Genomic DNA, 19,847 nt, shown 5'->3' with positions numbered 1-19,847 from the left:
GCGACGGTCTTCGAACGGGTTCCGTCGACGAGCGATGCGCGAGGACCGTGCGCGAGAACGTCGATGATGCGGCTGTCTCATTATCTCTATCGCAAGGAAGGCCCGTACGACGCATTGTTATGGCCCTATTTAATCCCTACAGCCTCGTTACCGGCCAGATGTGGAACCGTAGCGGGGTCCTACGATCGGCGGAGAACCCGGCGCTCACCGGGTCGATGCAGGGACCGACTGCGACGCCGCGGAGCGCTCGAGCGGGTCGACGTGGCGCTGGAGCCAGAGTTCGAGCCCGACCACCGCCGCCAGCGGCGTCAAATTGGCCGACTCACCGGCGGAGAGCTGTTCTCGAAGCTCGAGGAGTTCGTCGCCGTCGAAGAACGGCCGGTCGCGAGCGTCGTCGACGAGGCCGTCGATGAACGACCGAATTCGCTCGTTTCGCCGGTAGCGGGCGACGTAGGGCCCGGGCGAGTCGTCGGTGAAGCGGTTCGCGAGTTGTTTACCCACGAAGCCGGCGGCGTGGAGCCAGTACGACCGCGCCGGCGCGACGCCGGTCCGCTCGTATTCGATCTCGTCGAGCCCCATGTCGAGCGCCCGAGTGACGTGCAGTTTGATCGGCGGAACGCCGAGCGGTACCCGGCCATCGGTCCCCGGGACGGTCTGCATCCGGAGTTCGGCGGGCATATCGACCGCGTGGGACAGCACCGCGCCGTCGCTGATCGACCGCGTACCGACCTGGCTGCGCTGGATCACGTTACTGCGGCGGTGGAGGTACGAGTAGAACCGGCGCATGGCGTCGCACGAGCGGCGCGCGTCGTCGTCGCCGCTGGTCCGGGCGGCCTCCGCGCGAAGGGACCGGCGCGGATCGTCGATCGCCGGAACGATCGAGGCGACCCGTTCCGCCGAGAGCTGCTTTCGCTTGCGGTACAGCGTCTCTTCCGGCGAGACGTCGTTCTCGAGGTAGTGCGACCAGACGTCTTCGCCGAGGAACGTGCCGCCCTCCATGACGACGTCGGCGGTGTCCGCGAGGCCGTGGAACATGAACGACAGCGCCGGGACGTACGCCCACGACTGCATCGCGTCGTTACAGTCGACGCAGCGCTCGATGCTCTCGATGAACTCGTCGGGCGATCCCATCCCGTCCGTGATCTGTCGGTGTCGGACGCTGAGGCGGTCGGCGACGCGCGGCGCGACCTCGTTGTCCCCCTGGAGCCCGTTGTCGTAGGTGAGCGTCTCGAAGTCGGCGTCGAGGCGCCGCAGCGTCGCGCCGGCGACCCGGCTGTCCAGCCCGCCGGACAGCCAGAGCCCGGTCGGACCGTCGACGGTCCCGATCAGATCGTCCATCGCGTCCTCGAATCGGCGAATCCATCCGCGGACGTACTCCTCGCCGCGATCCTCCCGAGCCTCGGGGGTCCAGTAGCGCGTCGTCTCGACCGTCCCGTCGGCGTAGGTGAGATACGTCGCAGGCGGGAGGTTGGCGACGTCCTCGAGGATCGTCTTCTCGCCGATCACCGTCCCCAGCAGTAACAGGTCGCTCACCGCTTGGCGGTCGACCGTCGGCGAGGAAACGCCCTCGAGCAGCGGCTTGAGTTCGGAGCCGAAGTGAAATCCATCGCCGTCGGTGTAGTAACACGGCCGGCTCCCGGCCTTGTCGGTCGCGACGCGGATCGTCCCCGTCTCGCGGTCCATCGCCGCGATGAGGAACGGTCCCTCGAGTTTCGGAAGGACTGCATCGGGCGAGTCGACGACGCCGCGCAGCAGTTCGGCCGACGTCCACGGGAGGGCCGCCGCGTTGGAGACGACGCCGTAAATCGCTCCGAGAACGCGGTCGCCGCAGTGAATCGTCCCGCTCTGAGGATCCTTTCGACCGTGGTGAGCGACGCCGAGACCGAACGCGTCCGACGAACGACGCTCGAGGGAATACCAGTCCTCTCGATAGAGCGAGTCGAGCATCCCGTCGATCGTCGGTTTCGACGCCGTCCCGCCGACAATACCAGTCATCGACGGATGTGACGCCGATGCGCGGCATTGTAATGGACGATGTTACGCCGCGGCACCGCCGGAATTCGGTGCATAACCTCGTCGATCGGAGCCGTAAAACAGTCGCAACCCGTCGCCGGACAGTTACTGGCTGCGAACGTCGTACTCGACGTCGACATCGGCGTCGCCGGCGAGGCGGAAGTCGACGATATCACCGTCGAACCAGTAGGCGTCCAGTCCGCTGTCGACGGCGGCAGTGACGGACGTCCCCTCGATGGCGTCGTCCTCGTCGACCGTGGCGTCGCGGTAGTTCGACGCGATCACGTCACCGGTGATTTCGAACGAGTACGTCGACTCGCCGTCGGCCTCGGTGCCGTCGATAACGATCGCGTGCGGCAGCAGATCGGCGTCACCGATCTCGTCCGGATCGAGACGCTCCGCGTCGACGTAGACGTGCGCCGAGCCCTCGACGAACGTGAAGTCGCTGATCGTCCCGGAGAACCGGAACCGCTGGACGCCGCGTTCGATCGAGCCCTCGGCCACGGTCTCCGAGCGGATCGCGGTCTCGTCGGAACCGTCGCCGAGCGCTTTATCGATCGTCCCGTCGACGGTCACCTCGTAGTTCGCGGGCGAACCGTTGCCGACGACGGTCAGCACGTGGGGTCGCTCCGCGCCGTAGTCGCTCGGATCGACCTGCTCGCCGTTGACGTAGACGCGCGCCGAACCGTCGACGGTGAGATCCTCGAGGTCACCGCTAAAGCGGAAGGCGTCGCGCCAGCCGGCGACGGAGCCCGTGACGGTGCCGCTGTCGATGACGTCCGCGTCGTCGATCGTCGCACCCTTCTCGTCGGACTTCTCGGCCGCACCGCTCACGGCGAACTCGTAGCGCGTGCCGCCGGAGGTGCCGACGCCGTCGACCAGCAGGAGGTTGTCGAGCGCCGCTTCTCCGTTGTAGTCGGCGGGATCGATCTCCTCGCCGTCGAGTTCGACGGTCGCCGCGCCCTGCTCGAAGCCGACCTCGAGCAGGTCGCCGTCGAACCGGTAGCCGTCGACGTTGTTCGTTCGCGTCACCCAGCCGCTGGCGGTCGTGTCGTCGATGGTGTCGTGGCGCTGCAGGTCGCCGCGCTCGGGATTGCGTTCGATCGTGCCGGAGGTCTCGAAGTGATACCTCGTCGGTTCGCCCTGGCCAGTGATCGTCAGCGTGTGATCGGCCTCGGGCTCCGAATCGGCTTCGCTGGCGTCGACGCCGTAGTCGGCGGGATCGACCTCCTGACCGTTGACTGTGACGGTCGCCACGCCCTGATCGAAGCCGAGGTCGACCAGTTCGCCGTCGAACCGGTAGCCGTCGACGTTGTTCGTTCGCGTCACCCAGCCGCTGGCGGTCGTGCCGTCGATGGCGTCGTGGCGCTGCAGATCGCCGCGCTCGGGATTTTGCGCGAGCTCGCCGGAGGTCTCGAAGTGATACTTCGTCGGTTCGCCCTGTCCGGTGATCGTCAGCGTGTTTTCGGGGAGGTCCTCGAGGTTCACGGGTTGGCCGCCGCTCGCCGCCGCTTCCGCCGTCTCGGGACAACCCTCAGGGATTCGCTCCTCCGGAGTGCCGGCCGAACTCCCGTTCAGACTCCCGTTGGCCTCGATGACCGACCCGAAGCACGTGGTTCCGTCGAGGGTGACCGTCGACGACTGGCTGTAGCCCGACTGCCCGACGACGATGTCGGTGTTGTTGTCGCCGAAGTCACAGCCGCGGGCCTCGGTGTTCGCCCACCGCGACCACAGGCCGCGGACGGTCCTGAACGAGACGCAGTTGTCGACGTACGAACCGTCCGATCCGATACGGAACCCGGAGTTTTCGGTGTCCGCGACGTACGAATCGTGGATACGAACCGTTCCGCCGTTCCCGTTGTTGTTCCGATTCCCGGGGTCGCTCCCGTAGATCCCGTGCGAGGGGAGGTTCGCGGCGTAGTAGTTCCTGACCTCGAGGTCGCCCGCGTGGTTGAAGTGCACGTAGATCCCCGAGGGGAACGGCGACGTGGACCGCGAGTACGACGTTCCCGGCAGGTAGACGTTCTCGATGAGACCGCTCGCACCGCTGCTGGGGACGGAGACGACGAAGTTCTGCGAACCGGGCGTCGAGTCGAGTTGCCCGCGGATACCGACGTTCCGGATCGCCCAGTTGTCGGCCGTCGCCGTGATTCGGTAGCTGGCGCCCTGCGCCGTAATGTCGATGAGGACGTTCTCCCACGTCTCGCCGCTGGAGAGGTCCTTCCGGAACGTCTCGCCGGCGCCGACTTCGATCACGTCGTAGTCGTTAGCCGCGCTGGTCATGCCGGTCGCCGCCACGGCCGAGGCGGCGGTCGCTCCAGTCAGTTTGAGATACGACCGTCGGTCCAGTAACGGACTCTTACCGTCGTCTTCCGCACCAGTAGTTCTCTTGTCAGTGGAATTTAAGATTCCCTGATCTTCAGGTTCGCGTGCCATGTATCACGTTAAGCTGAAGTTAACCATTATAAGTTTTCCGTCTCGTTTCCGGGAAATATAATTTTCTGTGAATGGGTATTCCGCATACATCAAGATTCCCTGAATGGATAGGCACGAACATAATACAATCACAGAAACTAGAGCGTGTCGGGATCGCGATCGACCGGCGACCGCTCGCCGTTCCTTCGGGGCAGAGATCCGGTTCCCAGCGTCACGAAACGTCGACAGTCAGGATCCGGGAACGGACTCGGACCGAGTGTGCCCGACCGTCGACCGCGAGTCGACGACGGTCGGTACGACGGTGCAGTGGACGCGCGACGATGCCGCCTCACCCGCGCGGGTCGCGAACGGCCGTCGAACCGATCGGGACGCCCAGCGCCCGTCCACCGAGTCGCGTCGGGCGCCCGCGAGGCGGCGACCCGATCGTCCCGCAGCACCGGGATGTCGCGCGACGCTGCAGTCGGGCGATCGGAGGCGGCACCAGGCTAGAGCATCACGTGACGAGACCGAGGAGCCGACGCCATCGGACGGGCGAGTCAGCGTCGCGAGTCCGCCGTATCGGTTCGACCGCCGGCCACGACGGACTCGAGTCCGAGAGAACGAGGTCGTTCGAAGCGCAGTCACCGCCGCGTCGGTCGCGGAAACGCGCGCGGTGGCCCCGTCTAGCTGTCCGAGGAGCCGTTGGCCGTCCCGTGGACGTAGTACAGCTCGAACTCGCCGTTCGACTGGACCCGATTGACGCCGGGCTGGGACGAGATCGACTCGAGTTGGTCCTCCGTGTACCGCAGCTCCTTATACGAGACCACCTCTCGTTCCCGGTCGGACTGCGTCACCGTGAGATATCTGTCGCTCTCGTACTGTCGTGATATTCCCTCCTCGATCTCCTCGCCCGAAATGCCGGCATATGGAAGCGTGCGATCGTACTTCGCGTGCGTGACGTCCTCGTAGCGATGCGGCCCCGAGCGGATACCGACGAACGGAACCTCCTCGTCGTTGTGCTCGAACATGGTCTCGTGACCTTCGAGCGACGCGTCGGTGATGTGCGGCGAGGCCTGATAGATAAACGGCGACGGGTACACGACCAGCAACGAGAGCAGTAACACGACTCCGAAGCCGACGACCACGACGCTGTAGACGGCGGTCATCGAGTAGTTCTCGGAAACGGACTGCATCCCGTACGCGATCGCGGCCGCCCCCGCGATCGTGGTCAACAGCATCATCAGCCCGAAGACGCGGAAGTACATCGCCGAGTACGAGCCGAAGAAGTACAGTCCGAAGAGGCCCGCGAGGCCGATCATACTGACGACGAAGTACGGGAGCACGCCGTCGGTCCGGCGAGTGAGGTCGTCGTTCAGGAGCGCCGCCAGCACGAGGAGCGACGCGAGGAGGCCGAAGAGCAGACTCGGCCCGAGCAGTTTCACGACCATCTCGAGGAGCGTGGCGCCGATCTCGCTGAGCGACGAGCTCTGGGAGTCGACGGACGACGCGGCGTCTCCGCCCCCGAAGAAGTACGCCGCCGCGCTCGAGATGGCGTATCCGACGACGTCGCCGAAGAAGCCGTGGTTCGCGATCCAGACGAGAAAGGCGGTGAGGAGCACGACGCTCTGTCCGACGATCGACTGATGCTCCGCGATCGGGTGGTCGGGACGATACCGTCGGTACAGATACTGGACCGCGACGATCCCGATGAACATCACCAGGAAGTGCGCCGCGAGCTGGGGGTGGTAGACGACCATCGCCACCGACGTGATCGCGAGCAGCCACCCGACGCCGGAAGACCCGTCGGGCGAGTGATCGTTCCGGACGTACTTCAGGAGCAGATAGACCGAGACCGACGAGAACAGGATCGCCTGCGTCATCGCGTGCAGGACGATGAACGTACTGAGATTCGTGACCGGCAACAGGAGAAACGCCCCGAAGGCACCGGCTACCGCGCTGAACCGATTCTCGAACAGGACCGACGTCGCGAGCGCCACGAAGAGGGCGAACAGACACGACAGGAGAACGATCAGCAGCAGCGACGCCTGCGCGAGGTCGATCCCGAGCGTGACCGAGATGAGATTCGAAACCGTGTGTATCGCCGGATACCGCAACTCGAGCGGCTCGAACGTCCCCCACTTGATTCCGCGTATCCATCCGAGGTGCGTGAGCGCGTCACCGGCCCCGTAAAACCGATAGCCGCGGAGGATCGGGAGGCCGACGAAGACCGCGAGCGCGCCGCCGGTGAGAACGAGCGCGATCCGCCGGCTCCAGACGGTGGCCGCCCGGAACCCGACGGCCAGCGCGATCGAGACGGCGCAGCCGAACAGCAGCCAGAACGACAGTGGTGTCCCCGAGTACAGCGAGAGCTCGTACCCCGTGGCCGGCGACGAGTGGGCCGCGAGAACGGCTCCGGCGAGGGCGAGAAAGCCGATCGCGAGCAGTCCGCTGTCTTCCAACGCTATCGGGCGCGAACGCGCGTGTGCCATTGATCGGCCGAGACCACCACTCGTACGCACCTTGTTATGGCGCCGATGAATGTCTCTAGTCACCAGATATCCGGCTCGACCGACGGCCGCCGTTCGACGCCGGTTCGGTGACGGTCGTCGGTCGACGACGACCGCGACCGGCGGCCGCTCTCAGTCGCGACATAACAAACCGTCCGGTCCGCGTATTTCGAAGAGAGACTCTCAGAGGACGATGAACGTTCTGAACCTGACATCGAAGGAGAACTCGCCGCCGTTCGAGCTCCAGGTCGAGGCCCTCGAGGATCGCGGCGTGGAGTGTACGACGGTCTCGGTACCGGGAACGGTAACGGCGGACTCGAGCCGCTCGGTGATCGATTACCTGCGCTTTCACCCGACCGTACTGAAGGAATCGCTCGGGTCGTACGATCTCGTTCACGCCAACTACGGCCTCACGGCACCGTTCGCGCTGGCACAACCGCGGCTCCCCGTCGTGCTGTCGCTGTGGGGGACGGACCTGGACGGCGACCTCGGATGGATCAGCGAGTTCTGTGCGAACTTCTGCGACGCGACGATCGTCATGTCCGAAGGGATGAAACGCGACCTCGGAGCGGACTGCCACGTGATTCCCCACGGGATCGACCTCGATCTGTTCGAGCCGATGGCCCGGTCCGAGGCGATCGATCGGCTCGGCTGGGAGCCGGACGCGAAGCACGTCCTCTTCCCGTACAAGGCCGAACGCACGGTGAAGAACTACCCGCGCGCGGAACGGATCGTCGAGGACGTCCGCGAGGACGTCTCGGAGCCGGTGTACCTCCGGACGGCCCGGGACGTTCCACACGAAGAGATGCCGCTGTACATGAACGCCGCCGACTGTCTCCTGTTGACCTCCGAACGCGAGGGGTCGCCGAACGTGGTCAAGGAGGCGATGGCCTGCAACCTGCCCGTCGTCTCCGTCGACGTCGGGGACGTCCGGGAGCGTCTCGAGGGCGTGACGCCGTCGGAGGTCTGTCGGAACGACCGGGAGCTCCGACTCGCGCTCAGCGCGATTCTCAACCGAGGGGAGCGCTCGAACGGGCGCGACCACGCCGACGAGATCAGCACGGACCGGATGGCCGATCGGATACACGACGTCTATCGGGACGTCGCCGGCCGGGCTGACTAGGACGGCTCGGGCGCCGCTCGAGTGCGATCGGGCGAACGGTTTCGTTGTTCTATCGGGACGCTACCGTCTCGGTGAGCGCTTTTGCGGAGCAATCGGACGCGGGACTTCTCCCACGGCTGAAGTCGTTCCGGACAGCGGTCTCGGACGTCCTTGTCCGGAACTCGGTACCGGAGAGCGTAGTACCACTGATAATAGCGGTCACGGGATTCATCCCATGACTGAACTCGGAGGCGTTCGCCCTGCTTCGACTGTAATCGTCTTCGAAACTCGAGCGGAGAGAAAAGGCGCTCCGTTACGGGCGGACGCGAGCGACGAATGCGATCAGTAGTGCCGCCAGCGCCACGCCGACGCCGAATCCGGGCAGTTGCTCGCCATCATCCGCAGTCACGTCCATCGTTTCGTTCGCCACGCCGACGGTGTGCGTTCCCGCTTCCTCGAGAGTCACGGACGAGGACACGGTCGCCGTCTCGCCGGGTTCGAGGGTCACCTCCTGTTCGTCGACGACTTCACCGTCGACGGTGATCGGGACGGTAAACGTCTCGGCGTACACGCCGTTGTTCTCGACGGTCGCTTCGACCGCGGTCGACTCGCCGGTAGTCACCGACTCGTCGATGTCGAGCTCCGAGACCGCGTACGAGGTGCAGCCGCCGGACCGGATCTCGATCGGCTGGTTCATGTTAAGCGAGATTCGCTCGTGTCCGGTGCTGTTGCCCGAGATCACCTGCCAATCGGTGAGTTCGCCGTCGTACTGCTGGAAAGCGGCATCCTCGTTGAACCGGGGCTGAATCGTGATCGAGAACTCGTCGTCCAGGCCGCCGTTGAACACGCCGCCGTCGGTCCGGTTTGCACCGTAGACCCACGTGATGCGACTCGAGCCGTTCCGATGGCTGAACTCGTCGTCGCGGTCGGCGTAGGCGTCGTCCTCGACGACCCACTCGCCGTTTTCGGGGAGGTCAGTGAAGGTCATCGTCGCCGCACCGCCCTCCGAGCCGCCGCCGTGCCGGTCGTGGACGACGCCGAGACTGAGGCCGTCACCCCCCTCGTGCAGGAAGAGGAGACTGGCGTCGTTCTCCTGAAGATGCCGCGTCCCGTGTGAACTATACGAGTGCGAACTCGGCTCCGTATCCGGGTCCCGGTAGTCGTAGAACTCCTCGGCAGTCAGGTGGCCGTCACCGATCGGTTTGATCGTATAACATTCGTCACCCTGTACGACCGCGTATTCGTCCGTATCTGACGGTGGCGTGGTGGTCGCTCCGACCGTCGCCGTGCCGAACGGCGCGGCGAGCGTGAACGCGATAACCACAACGACCGTCGTGAGAACCGACTTCCGTACGAGAGTATCGTCCTGTGTCATCGTTCGCTACAGCCCTGCCGATGTGGATCACGTAGATTGTTATGACAGTATTTCTCGCTCGGGTATTCTACCCAATATATGATATATATTACTTGTATGCGTGAGAATAGTACGGGCTGAATTTAATGTCGTGTTTCCGTTACGGTACCGGTATTCGCGAGGTGCTGCTGTCCTCGGTGAAAACCGCGGTGAGAGTCCGAACGGGAGCCCGTCTGTGGTTCCCGCCGCGAATTAGTCGGCCCATTCGACGGGAGGAACGGAGCAAGCGATACGGATCGTCGATCCGGGCGACTCGAGCGAGAACCGGCGAGCCGTCGACGGTCGAACTCCCGCACCGACGTCGAAGAACGGGATTCGAGTCGAGTCGGAACGCGGAGACGAGACCTCCTATCGCGGACCGCTACCGTCGATACCGTGCGAGCGAGAGCGCGAGCAGTGTCGCCAGCGCCGCGATGGTACTACCGATGCCGAATCCGGGCAGTTCCTCGTCCAATCCGCCCTCGCCGTCGACGTCCAATCCGCCCTCGCCGTCGACGGTCACCTCGGTCGTCTCGCCCGCGACGCCGACGGTGTACGTTCCCGCTTCCTCGAGGGTCACCGTCGTCGATACCGTCGTCGTTTCACCGGGTTCGAGGGTCACCTCGCGTTCGTCGACGACCTCGCCGTCGACGGTGATCGGGACCTCGAACGTCCCGTTCATAGCGCCGTCGTTCTCGACGGTGGCTTCGATCCCGAGGTCGTCGCCCGCCGACACCGATTCGTCCGTCTCCAGGTCGGTCGCCGTAACGGACGTACACGAACCGGACCGGATCTCGACCGGCTCGTCCATGTCGAGCGACGTTTCCTCGTACCCATCGTCGGTCGGTGAGAGCGCCCTCCACTCGGTGATCTGGCCCTCGTACAGCCGGAAGTCGGCGTCGTCGTTGAACGCGGGATCGATCGTCACGTTGGTATCGCCCTCGAGGCCGCGGAACGCACCGCCGTCAGATCGGTTGTCGGTGTAGACCCAGGTGGCGCGACTCGACGTGCCGTCGCGTTCGAATTCGTCGAAGGGACCGTCACCGAGGTGCTCGCTGTAATTGTCGTCCTCGACGGCCCACTCGCCGTCCTCGGGCAACCCGTCGAACTGCATCGTCACGGCGGCGCCCGACGAGTTCCCCTCGACCTGATCGTGGACGACCACGAGACTGGTGCCCTCACTGCCGTTGTACAGGAAGAGATTGCTCGTATCGTCCTCCTGGAGCTCTTGCGTTCCGAAGGATCCGTACAGATACGAGCTGGGCTCGGTCTCCGGGGTTCGGTAGTCGTAGAACTCCTCGACTGACTGTGAGCCGTCGCCGAACGCTTCGATGGTGAAACACTCACCGTCCTGTACGACCGCGTATTCGTCCCCGCCCGACTGTGCGGATTGGGCCGCAACGGAGCCGGTACCGACCGTCGCTCCGGCCGTAATCAGGGCGATCACTACGAGCGCGGTGGTGACTGAATCCGTTCCGATCGCGGGAATCTTATCGATTGGTGACATGTGTTCTGAGGTGCGTAGGTAGTCGAATAGTCCGTACCGAAAACAGTCACTCGGAGAGTCATTGTTATGGAGGCAATTAACCGTCTCTCCACCGGTTTCGGAGCCTGAGAGCGGTTCGCGACCGGCGGGGTCGAGGAGCAACTATCGGGGCGTCCCGTAGCAATGGAGCGCAGTAAGGGGGCGGCTAGCGACGGTCGACTCGCGACCGACTAGCCTCGAGTGAGGCCGGCGACGGACTCCGGGGCGACCGCCCGTCGCAGTGCCCCACGCGAGTCGCGACTGCTGGTCGAAGCGACTCTCCGCTGGGTCATCGATAGTGCCTGAGTCTGCCCTCGCGGCTCGAGAACGATCGGTACTGACTCGAAACCGAACGCCGATTCGCTACCGAACGCGATCACCCATCGGTTTCGTTACTCGTCCCATCGTCCCCGTCAGTGGAACCGTCACCGGATCCGTCGTCGCCACCTCCATCGCCGCCACCTCCATCGCCGCCGGACCCGTCATCGCTACCGCCATCTCCGCCGCCGCCATCTCCGTCATCGCTACCGCCATCTCCGCCATCGCCGGATCCGTCATCGCTACCGCCATCTCCGCCATCACCAGATCCGTCATCGCTACCACCATCTCCGCCATCGCCAGATCCGTCGTCGCTACCACCATCTCCGCCATCGCCAGATCCGTCGTCGCTACCGCCATCTCCGCCATCGCCGGATCCGTCATCGCTACCTCCGTCTCCGCCGCCGCCAGATCCGTCGTCGCTACCGCCATCTCCGCTAGATTCGTTGTCCAAACTGCCGTCAGTGTCGCCGTCTCCGTCAGATCCGTTGTCCGACCCGTTGTCGGCGTCCCCGGATCCGTCGCCGAAGTCGAACGGACCATCGTCACCGTCACCGAAGTCGAACGGATCGTCGCCGCCGTCCTCATCGGCGTCGTCAGTCTCGTTCTCGTCTCCGGCGTCGGTTCCGTTCCCGCCATCGGACTCGTTCTCGTCTCCGCCATCGGACTCGTTCTCGTCTCCGCCATCGGACTCGTTCTCGTCTCCGCCATCGGACTCGTTCTCGTCTCCGCCATCGGACTCGTTCTCACCGTCACCGGACTCGAGGTCGGTGTCGGCGCCGACGTCCGAATCCGCGGTCGCGGTGGTCCAGATGTGACCGTGCCGGTAGGCGTCGTCGTAGGTCGGCGTTTCCGGGACGTCCTCGGTAAACACCAGTACGGAGATCCGAACGTCGTCGCCGGTCGCCGTCGGTCTGAGCGTTACCTCCTCTTCTGCGGTCTCGCCGTCGTCGACCGCGGTGTCGAACCGCTGTAACTCGGTCCGTTCGACCACCTCGCCGTCCTCGACTCGCTGTTGCTGGACGACGACCGTGTAGTTCATGGCCTCGCCCTCCCGGTTGTCGAGAGCGACGACCAGCGGAACCGCGTCGCCGGATTCGAGATCCTCGGGATAGCCCGACGCGACGAGCTCTCCCGACTCGTTTTCGGTGAGCAGTTGCAGGTCCGTGTACTGCTCGGCCTGCTGAGGGGAGACGAGCCCGTACCCGACGGCCGTCACCGCGACGATCATACTGAGTACGAGCGCGACGTTGACGGCGGCGTGGAGCGTCGATTCGCCGTCGAACAGGGCGGCCCGAGCCGCCGCGAACTGGGAGCGAAACCCGACCCGATACCGTTCGGACTCGGGGGCGAGCAGCCGCCGGACGGTCGCGACGGCGGCGCCGACCGCGACGAAACAGGTGACGAAGAACGCGACGACCGAGCCGGAGAGGGCCCACGAGGACGTGATGATCGCCAGTCCCAGTAGCGGCAGGAGCGCGAAACTGATTCCGAACGAGAGCGCCGCGCGCTCGACGTCGGTCAGTTCCCGCGATTGCCGAACCGGGATTCGCGTGTCGACACTCGACCCGCGAGCGGTCGTCGCGCGCGGAAACAGCGCCGATACGGTCACGTAGCCGGGGGCGAGAAATAACAGCGGGATTCCGACCGCTGCCCGCACCAGCGGCGACGAGACGTCGAGTATCGTAATGAGAGCGGTCGCGGCGGCGGCAAAGCAGACGACGCCGATCAGGTCCCACGGAACGTCCGCGGCGAGGCGCTTGCTCTGCCGTCGGATCACCGCGAACGGCTGAAACGGAAGTCCTTTCATTGTACTTCCTGCTTATCGGTGACTCGGTTGATCCAGCCATTGTTATTGGTCAGATAACGAGAGTCAGGGAATGCGGAACGAATCGTCCCGACCGAACGGGGCGCAGCGAGCGGTCGCCGCGGACCGGACGATGACCGCCCACGACGCCTCGGTCCGGGCGGTTGGGATCTCCGAGTCGATTACCGGTCGAGCGGCGGACGGGCGCGTATCGACGGAACCGACGACCGCGGAACTCACTCGTCTCGAGAACGGATAGGACGGGCGAACTGCGGGCCGGAGAGACCGTAATAGGATGCTTACAAAGTAGCCATGAAGAGAGTCATCGCTCATGAGACGCGTACCCAGCGAATCGAGTCCGGCGACCGGAACCGGAGGGTCGAACCCATGAGCATCGACGTCCGTATCGCGACGGACGACGACCTCGAGCGGTGGAACGGCTACGTCGACCAGTCTCCCCAGGGGACCCTGTGTCACGAGCTCGAGGCGCTGCGGGTCCAGGCCGAGCACTCGGACGCGGCGGTACACCCGCTGATCGGGTTCAAGGGACAGGAGCCGGTCGGGCTCTTCCCGGTCTTCGAGATCGACAAGCAGTTCGTGACGACGGCGTTCTCGCCGCCGCCGAGCCTCCGGGTCCCCTATCTCGGTCCGGCCTTCCTGAACATGGGCAAGCTGAAACAACGGAAGCGCGAGCGGCGTCGACAGCGTTTCATGGACGGGTGCTTCGAGTGGATCGAGTCCGAACTGGATCCCAAGTACGGCCACGTCCGCACGTCGCCGGCCCTCGAGGACTCGCGGCCGTTCAAGTGGCAGGAGTTCGACGCGACGCCGGAGTACACCTACGGCGTCGATCTCACGCCCGACGAGGAAGAGCTGCTGATGACGTTCAGCAGCGACGCGCGGAGCAACATCCGCAACGCCGACGAGGACGCCTACGAGATCGAGGTCGGCGGTCCCGCGGAGATTCGACGGATCCACGAGCAGGTCGAGAACCGGTACGAGTCCCAGGGGATCGACTTCGATGTGCCGGTCGAGTTCGTCCTCGATCTCGCCGACCGGTCGGAGAACGGCCGCGTCAAACCGTATACGCTGAGCGTCGACGGCGAGTTCGTCGGTGGCATCCTCGCGCTGGAGTACGGCGACACCGTGGGCCGATGGATGGGCGGCGTCCGGACCGACGCCGACGTCGACGTGCCGACCAACGACCTGCTCGACTGGGCGATCATGGAGGACGGCCTCGAGAACGGACTCGAGACGTACGATCTCGTCGGCGCCGAGACCCGTCGTATCAACCGGTACAAGGCGAAGTTCAACCCCGAGCTGCGGACCTACTACAGCCTCGAGTACGGGAGCTGGGGAATGCGAACGATCGCCTCGCTGTACGATAGCGTCAAGTAGTCCGCGACGGGCGGTGGCGTCCGGATCGGCCGACTCCGGTTCAGGTAGTCGAAGTGAGAGACGAGATCCTATTCTGGCGTCGGTACGGAGCTATGTATCCGGGACGTCGGCTCCGTTCGGGTTTCGGCGTCGAAGCCGACCGAACCGTGTTCGGAAAGTGAGATATTGTCGGCGATAATTTTCTCCATAACGAAGGGTAAACGGGACGGAGCCAGCCCTATGAAGGACCGATCCTCACTCCAAACGCTGTTGGTCGGCATCGACGCGGCCTGCGATCGGGTCCTGTCGCCGCTGTTCGACGACGGCGAGGTGCCGACGCTGGAGTCGATCTACCGGACCGGGACGAGCGGCCCGCTCGAGTCACAGATCCCGCCGTGGACGGCCTCCGCGTGGCCGTCGCTGTACACGGGGATGAACCCCGGTAAACACGGCGTTTACGGATTCCTGCGGTTCGAGGGCTACGACTGGGACGTGGTCAACGCTACCGACGTCCGCGAGCGGTCGCTGTGGGAACTGCTCGACCGCCACGGAATCACGAGCGCGGTCGTCAACGTCCCCGTCACGCACCCGCCCCGGGAGTTCGACGGCACGTTGATCCCCGGCTATACCGCGCCAGAAGACCCCGACTGCCATCCCGACGGGCTACTCGAGGAGGTCCGGGAAGAGATCGGGGAGTACCGCGTCTATCCCGACGAGGACGTCGACGATCTGGGGCGGGCCTACAGCGACTGCGTGCGGATGCGCGGGGAGGCGTTTCGCTACCTGGCCGACCGAGACGACCCCGAGTTCGGGTTCGTCGAGTTCCAGGCGACGGACTCGATCTTCCACGAGCGGCCGAACGACGAGGAAGCGATCCGCTCGATCTACCGCGCGGTCGACCGAGAGCTCCGGGAGATCATCGAGGCCCACGATCCGGAGAACGTGATTATCGCCAGCGACCACGGGATGGGACCGTACGACGGCGTGGAGTTTCGAGCCAACGAGTTTCTCCGCGAGGAGGGGTTCGTCGCGACCGAGCGCGGCGGAGACGGCATGCCGACGTGGGCGACGGTTCGCGACGGGAACCTCAAGCGAGGTCGGGACGACACGAGCTACGACCCCGGCGTCGCCGAACGGGCGATGGCGACCGCCGCCGGATTCGGGCTCACGAGCCAGCGGATCGGTGGCGTCCTCGAGCGGCTCGGGATCGCCGACCTCGTCGCGGCCCGCGTCCCGAACGGGCTCGTCAACGCGGGCGCAGAGCAGGTCGACTTCCCCGAATCGGCCGCGTACGTGCGCTCGCGAATCGAACTCGGCGTTCGCATCAACCTCGAGGGTCGCGAGCCCGACGGCGTCGTCCCGCCCGAGCGATACGAGGAGGTCCGGGCTCGGCTCATCGACGAACTGCGCTCGGTGACGACCCCCGACGGCGAGCCCGTCTTCGAGGCGGTCCGACCGCGGGAGGAAGTCTTTCACGGCCCCGAGATCGAGGACGCCGTCGACGTCGTGACCGTCCCGGCCGACTTCGATCACTTCCTGTCGGCGACCCTGCTCGACGAGCAGTTCGGGCCGCCGAGCGAACCGTGGAACCACAAACGCGACGGGACGATCGCGGCCCGCGGTGAGGCGATCGACCCCGCCGCCGGCGTCGGAAGCGCCCACCTCTTCGACGTCGCGCCGACCGTCCTGTCGACGCTCGGCGTCCCGTACGACGAGCGGATGGACGGCGAACCGCTCCCCTGTGTCGAGCCGGCCGGCACGCGATCCTATCCCCGACTCGACGCCGATCGGTCGGTCGAGACGGCCGACGAGGGGGTCGAGAAGCGGCTGGCGGACCTCGGCTACCTCGAGTGACCGAATCGACGACCGAAGCGGCACCGGTGCGGACGATCGATTCGAGCGATACGGACCCCGACTCGGACCGAGCGACACGTCGCCGGATCGGGCGGTGAAACGAGAGTCTCCTCGCGAGGACGGGCGTCGAGTCGACGGAGCGTGAGCGAACGCTCGGAACCGAGAAGAGGGGAGCGAACGAGGACGGAGCGAACGATCGTCGAAGCGAGCGAGGACAGAACAAACGGTCGTCGAAGCGAACGAAAACGAAGCGAGCGCGAACCGCGCTAGCCGGAAATGTTGTTCAGCAGCTTCCCTTTGGAATTCTTGAGTTCGATCTGTACCGTCTCGAGCGCGTCCGGACACGTGTACAGCGGCCCGAGATCGTCCGGTTTCGTCGTCTCGAACGACGGGTCCTCGAGTCGGGTACAGGCGGTCGCCAGCATCTCCGTCGAGCGCTCGAACAGTCGATCTTCGACCGCCTGCCACGTCCGACAGTCGCCGATGTCGACCGTCTTCTCGACGACGATCTCCCCGCCGTCGAGGGTCGGCGTCAGTCGCTGGAGCGTGATCCCGGCCGACCGTTCGTCGTTCGCGTACTCCCAGACGCCGGGGGGGCGACCCCGGTAGTCCCTGACGTTGCCGTGGTGGTAGCTCAGGACGCCGTGGGTCGGCGCCGTCAGCACGTCGCCCTTGAGGATCCCGAACCCGCGCCGGAACAGGAGATCGATGCCGGCCGACTCGATGCGATCGACGACCGAGGCCGGAAGCCGCTGTCCGAAATCGTCGGCGGGCTCCGGACGCGCGCGGACGACCTCCGCGTCGTCGATCCACTCGAGGTCGTCGATCGGCACCTTCTCGTAGTGCTCCGGCGTGTTCACCAGCCGGTGCCAGCCCAGCACGGGCGTCCACGCGCCGTACTCGAGCGCGGACGTGACGTATCGCTCCATCGCATCGATCGGACCGTCAGCGTCTGCGCTGTCCTCGTCGGCGGGCAGGACCACGAAATCGACCGAGGCGTCGGCGTCCCGACGGGCCCGCTCGACGGCCTCGAGGGCCCATCGCTCCATCGCCGGTTCGGCGAGGAGGAGTCCGATCGAGAGGCCGTCGTCACTCATGGCGCTCGGTGGCGGCGCCGTCGGTCGGTGCCGACGGGCCGAACGCGATGCCGTCAGTTGTCGTGACTACCATTGCTGGCCGATCGTATTCCGAGACGCGTCTTTAGTATGGTCGCCGTAGACGGACCGCGGACCGCCCGTCAGCGCAACGAACCCGACGCATCGACTGTGAGCGTTCGGACGGCCGAGTCCGGACTACCGGATCGGATTCGGGTAGGGTACGGTTAGAACGACCGACACGGTGATTCCGTGGCGTCGGCTGATACAGTTCGAACGACACACTCGAGGGCGGGACGGTATCGATCCCCGCTATGGACGTCACCGGAGCGGTTCGGCGTATACAGGCTCAATCCCTTTTGATAGGTACGATAAAGTCAGATTCGACTGATCGTTGAAGTACGCTGCAGTCCGCTCCGTCCATGAGTAATCCCACATCGACGTCCACGCGGTCTCCGTGTACGGTCCGTCCGTTCGAACACAGCGATCGGACCGAACTGTTGTCGCTGTACGAGCAGGTGTTCGGCCGCGACCGAAGCGTCGACTGGTTTCGCTGGAAGTACGAGGACAATCCCTACGCCGACCACGTTCCGATCGTCGTCGCCGAGAGCGAGGGCGATCTCGTCGGCTGTCGGGCGTTTTTCGCCCAGGAACTGCGCATCGATGGGACCGAGCGGATCGCGTTCCAGCCCTGCGATACGATGGTCCACCCGGAGTACCGGAACCAGGGGCTGTTCAGCCGCATGAACGAGTACGCCCTCGAGCGATACGCCGGCACCGATCGACCGCCGGCGCTCTGTTTCAACTTCCCGAACGAGAACTCCAAGCCGGGCAACCTCAAACACGGCTGGCGGGAGATCGGGACGGTCCCGGTGTACTACCGACCGCAGGACCCCATCGGGAGCGTCAAGGCGTTGACCGACGACGAGGACGATCGCGATGGAAGCGACGGCGCCCCGGCGCTCGACGGCTTCGATCGGAGCGTAGGCGGCGACGAGTGGGTCGTCGACGGCGAGTTCGGCTCGGGCGCGGACCGCGATCCGCCCGGCGACCGCGCTCCGTCCGACGACGCCGAGACGAGCGTCGCGGACGCGCTCGCCGACGTGATCACGAGTTCGCAGCGGGCGGGCGACCGTCTGGTCACCGACTCCGACGGGGAGTTCGACGTCGTCCGGTACGAGACGCCGCCCGCGGACGTCCTCGAGTCGATCTACCGGCGATCGATTCCGTCGGGGATCCACACGAATCGAACCGCCGAGTTCTACCGATGGCGGTGTGCGAACCCCGCCCGCACCTACACGGCGTACGTCGCGGTACGGGACGGAGAGACGCCCGTCGCCGCGCTGCTCTGCTCGGCCGTCGACGAACACCTGCGAATCGTCGATACCCTGCCGCGGGAGATCGAGGCCGAGGCGACGGCGATCGATCGCCTGCTGGCGGCGGTCCTCGCGGACCGGCCGGACAGCCACTACGTCACCGCCTTCGGGGAGACGCTGCCGTCGCCGATCCAGTACCGGTTCTACCCCGACACGCGCTTCCCGCTCTCGACGTTGATTCGACCGAGCGCGCGGACGCTGCTCGCTCGCGACCTCGGCGGCGCCGACGCGATCGAGGAGACGGCAGTCGACGATTGGACGCTCTCGCGGCTCGATCTGGACACGTCCTGACCGGTTCCCAGAGTCCACCGCGCTGAGCGAGCGCACGCGCGCAACGGAAAGCGTCGACAGACGCCTCGTTCGGCCGGCACCGCGTGGAGACGGCCGCGCCTCGAGCGACGAACTGCTCGTCTCGCTACGCGGTCGCGGCGAACGACGCAGTCGCGGCGACCGAACTCGAGTCGACGCCAACGCCGCGGCGATCCGCGACCGCTCGTTCGGGAAATCCTGAACGAAATCGCGGTGATTCGGTGTCCAACCGATATCCGTCGGGCTGTATTTCTCGAAAAGCTACCGTTCATTCGACAAGAAAGCTTATACCGTGAAGGTCGGGTTAACGAAGTATGGCACGTGACACTCCGGTACAGGACAAAGCTGCCAGTACAGACGCGGAACCACTCCCGAACCTCGTGACCATCGTCGGTCGGGGCGTCCCCTCGAGTTTCGAGATCACCGTCGACGGTGAGATCGAGATGGACGCGGCCGATCCCGTCGCGGAAGCGACGATCGTCTCCGGGAGCGTCGCTGAAGGGACGATCGACGTCGGTATCCAGCGGTTCCGATTCGACGGACAGGTGACCAACGTCCACGTCGTCGACTGGAACGGAAACGCGGTGCCGGAATCGTCGAGCGTCCCCGACGTGCACATCGATTACGGCGTTCCCCAGCGGTAATTCACCGAACCGGGGTAGGGGTGCTGTTTCTGCGGCCGTCGATACGGTTCCACAGCGACCGCCGTGACGTGTCCCGGTGATCGAATCCGATCGGTAGCGACGGCGCTCTCGCG

General features: G+C 65.3%; 12 protein-coding genes. 5 read left to right on the top strand and 7 right to left on the bottom strand.

The genetic code is table 11. From position 1 onward, the window contains the following. Positions 1–204 precede the first annotated feature (204 nt). The 3 genes from WD430_RS22390 to WD430_RS22380 form a co-directional block, all read right to left on the bottom strand. Complete coding sequence (locus tag WD430_RS22390) at positions 205–1,995, bottom strand: asparagine synthase-related protein (RefSeq protein WP_339106380.1); 1,791 nt, start codon at positions 1,993–1,995, stop codon at positions 205–207. 123 nt (positions 1,996–2,118) lie between these two features. After that, positions 2,119–4,296 carry a hypothetical protein gene (locus tag WD430_RS22385; protein ID WP_339106379.1) on the bottom strand — a complete coding sequence of 726 codons (2,178 nt, stop codon included), beginning with the start codon at positions 4,294–4,296 and terminating at the stop codon, positions 2,119–2,121. An 815-nt stretch (positions 4,297–5,111) separates the two neighbouring features. Next, positions 5,112–6,917 carry a hypothetical protein gene (locus WD430_RS22380; RefSeq protein WP_339106378.1) on the bottom strand — a complete coding sequence of 602 codons (1,806 nt, stop codon included), beginning with the start codon at positions 6,915–6,917 and terminating at the stop codon, positions 5,112–5,114. 211 nt (positions 6,918–7,128) lie between these two features. On the opposite strand from WD430_RS22380, the gene WD430_RS22375 reads away from it, so the two are divergent. Continuing rightward, on the top strand, positions 7,129–8,058 hold the full coding sequence (locus WD430_RS22375) for a glycosyltransferase (protein ID WP_339106377.1): 930 nt from the start codon (positions 7,129–7,131) through the stop codon (positions 8,056–8,058). A gap of 292 nt (positions 8,059–8,350) precedes the next feature. Here WD430_RS22375 and WD430_RS22370 read toward each other — a convergent pair whose 3' ends face one another. The 3 genes from WD430_RS22370 to WD430_RS22360 form a co-directional block, all read right to left on the bottom strand. Next, positions 8,351–9,412, bottom strand: a complete 1,062-nt coding sequence (locus WD430_RS22370) for a CARDB domain-containing protein (RefSeq protein WP_339106376.1) — start codon at positions 9,410–9,412, stop codon at positions 8,351–8,353. Positions 9,413–9,812: 400 nt separating this feature from the next. Then, positions 9,813–10,937, bottom strand: coding sequence for a CARDB domain-containing protein (locus tag WD430_RS22365; protein WP_339106375.1), 1,125 nt, complete (start codon positions 10,935–10,937; stop codon positions 9,813–9,815). A gap of 394 nt (positions 10,938–11,331) precedes the next feature. Next, entirely contained in the window at positions 11,332–13,083 is a 1,752-nt protein-coding gene (locus tag WD430_RS22360; RefSeq protein ID WP_339106374.1) for a DUF1616 domain-containing protein, read from the bottom strand. Positions 13,084–13,467: 384 nt separating this feature from the next. Between WD430_RS22360 and WD430_RS22355 the strand changes: the two genes are divergently transcribed. Next, positions 13,468–14,478 (top strand): GNAT family N-acetyltransferase, encoded by a 1,011-nt coding sequence (locus WD430_RS22355; RefSeq protein WP_339106373.1) that lies wholly within the window; start codon positions 13,468–13,470, stop codon positions 14,476–14,478. Between the two features lie 219 nt (positions 14,479–14,697). Further along, complete coding sequence (locus WD430_RS22350; RefSeq protein WP_339106372.1) at positions 14,698–16,311, top strand: alkaline phosphatase family protein; 1,614 nt, start codon at positions 14,698–14,700, stop codon at positions 16,309–16,311. A gap of 266 nt (positions 16,312–16,577) precedes the next feature. Here the strand turns inward: WD430_RS22350 and WD430_RS22345 are convergent, their stop codons facing one another. Then, positions 16,578–17,408, bottom strand: a complete 831-nt coding sequence (locus WD430_RS22345) for a formyltransferase family protein (RefSeq protein WP_339106371.1) — start codon at positions 17,406–17,408, stop codon at positions 16,578–16,580. Positions 17,409–17,827: 419 nt separating this feature from the next. On the opposite strand from WD430_RS22345, the gene WD430_RS22340 reads away from it, so the two are divergent. Then, positions 17,828–19,072 (top strand): GNAT family N-acetyltransferase, encoded by a 1,245-nt coding sequence (locus tag WD430_RS22340; protein WP_339106370.1) that lies wholly within the window; start codon positions 17,828–17,830, stop codon positions 19,070–19,072. 332 nt (positions 19,073–19,404) lie between these two features. Beyond that, on the top strand, positions 19,405–19,734 hold the full coding sequence (locus WD430_RS22335; protein ID WP_339106369.1) for a hypothetical protein: 330 nt from the start codon (positions 19,405–19,407) through the stop codon (positions 19,732–19,734). Positions 19,735–19,847 lie beyond the last annotated feature (113 nt).

It is taken from the genome of Haloterrigena sp. KLK7 (assembly GCF_037914945.1).
GTDB lineage: Archaea > Halobacteriota > Halobacteria > Halobacteriales > Natrialbaceae > Haloterrigena > Haloterrigena salinisoli.
The sequence above is the reverse complement of the archived record's forward strand: the minus strand, read 5'-3'. Positions and strand labels throughout refer to the sequence as shown.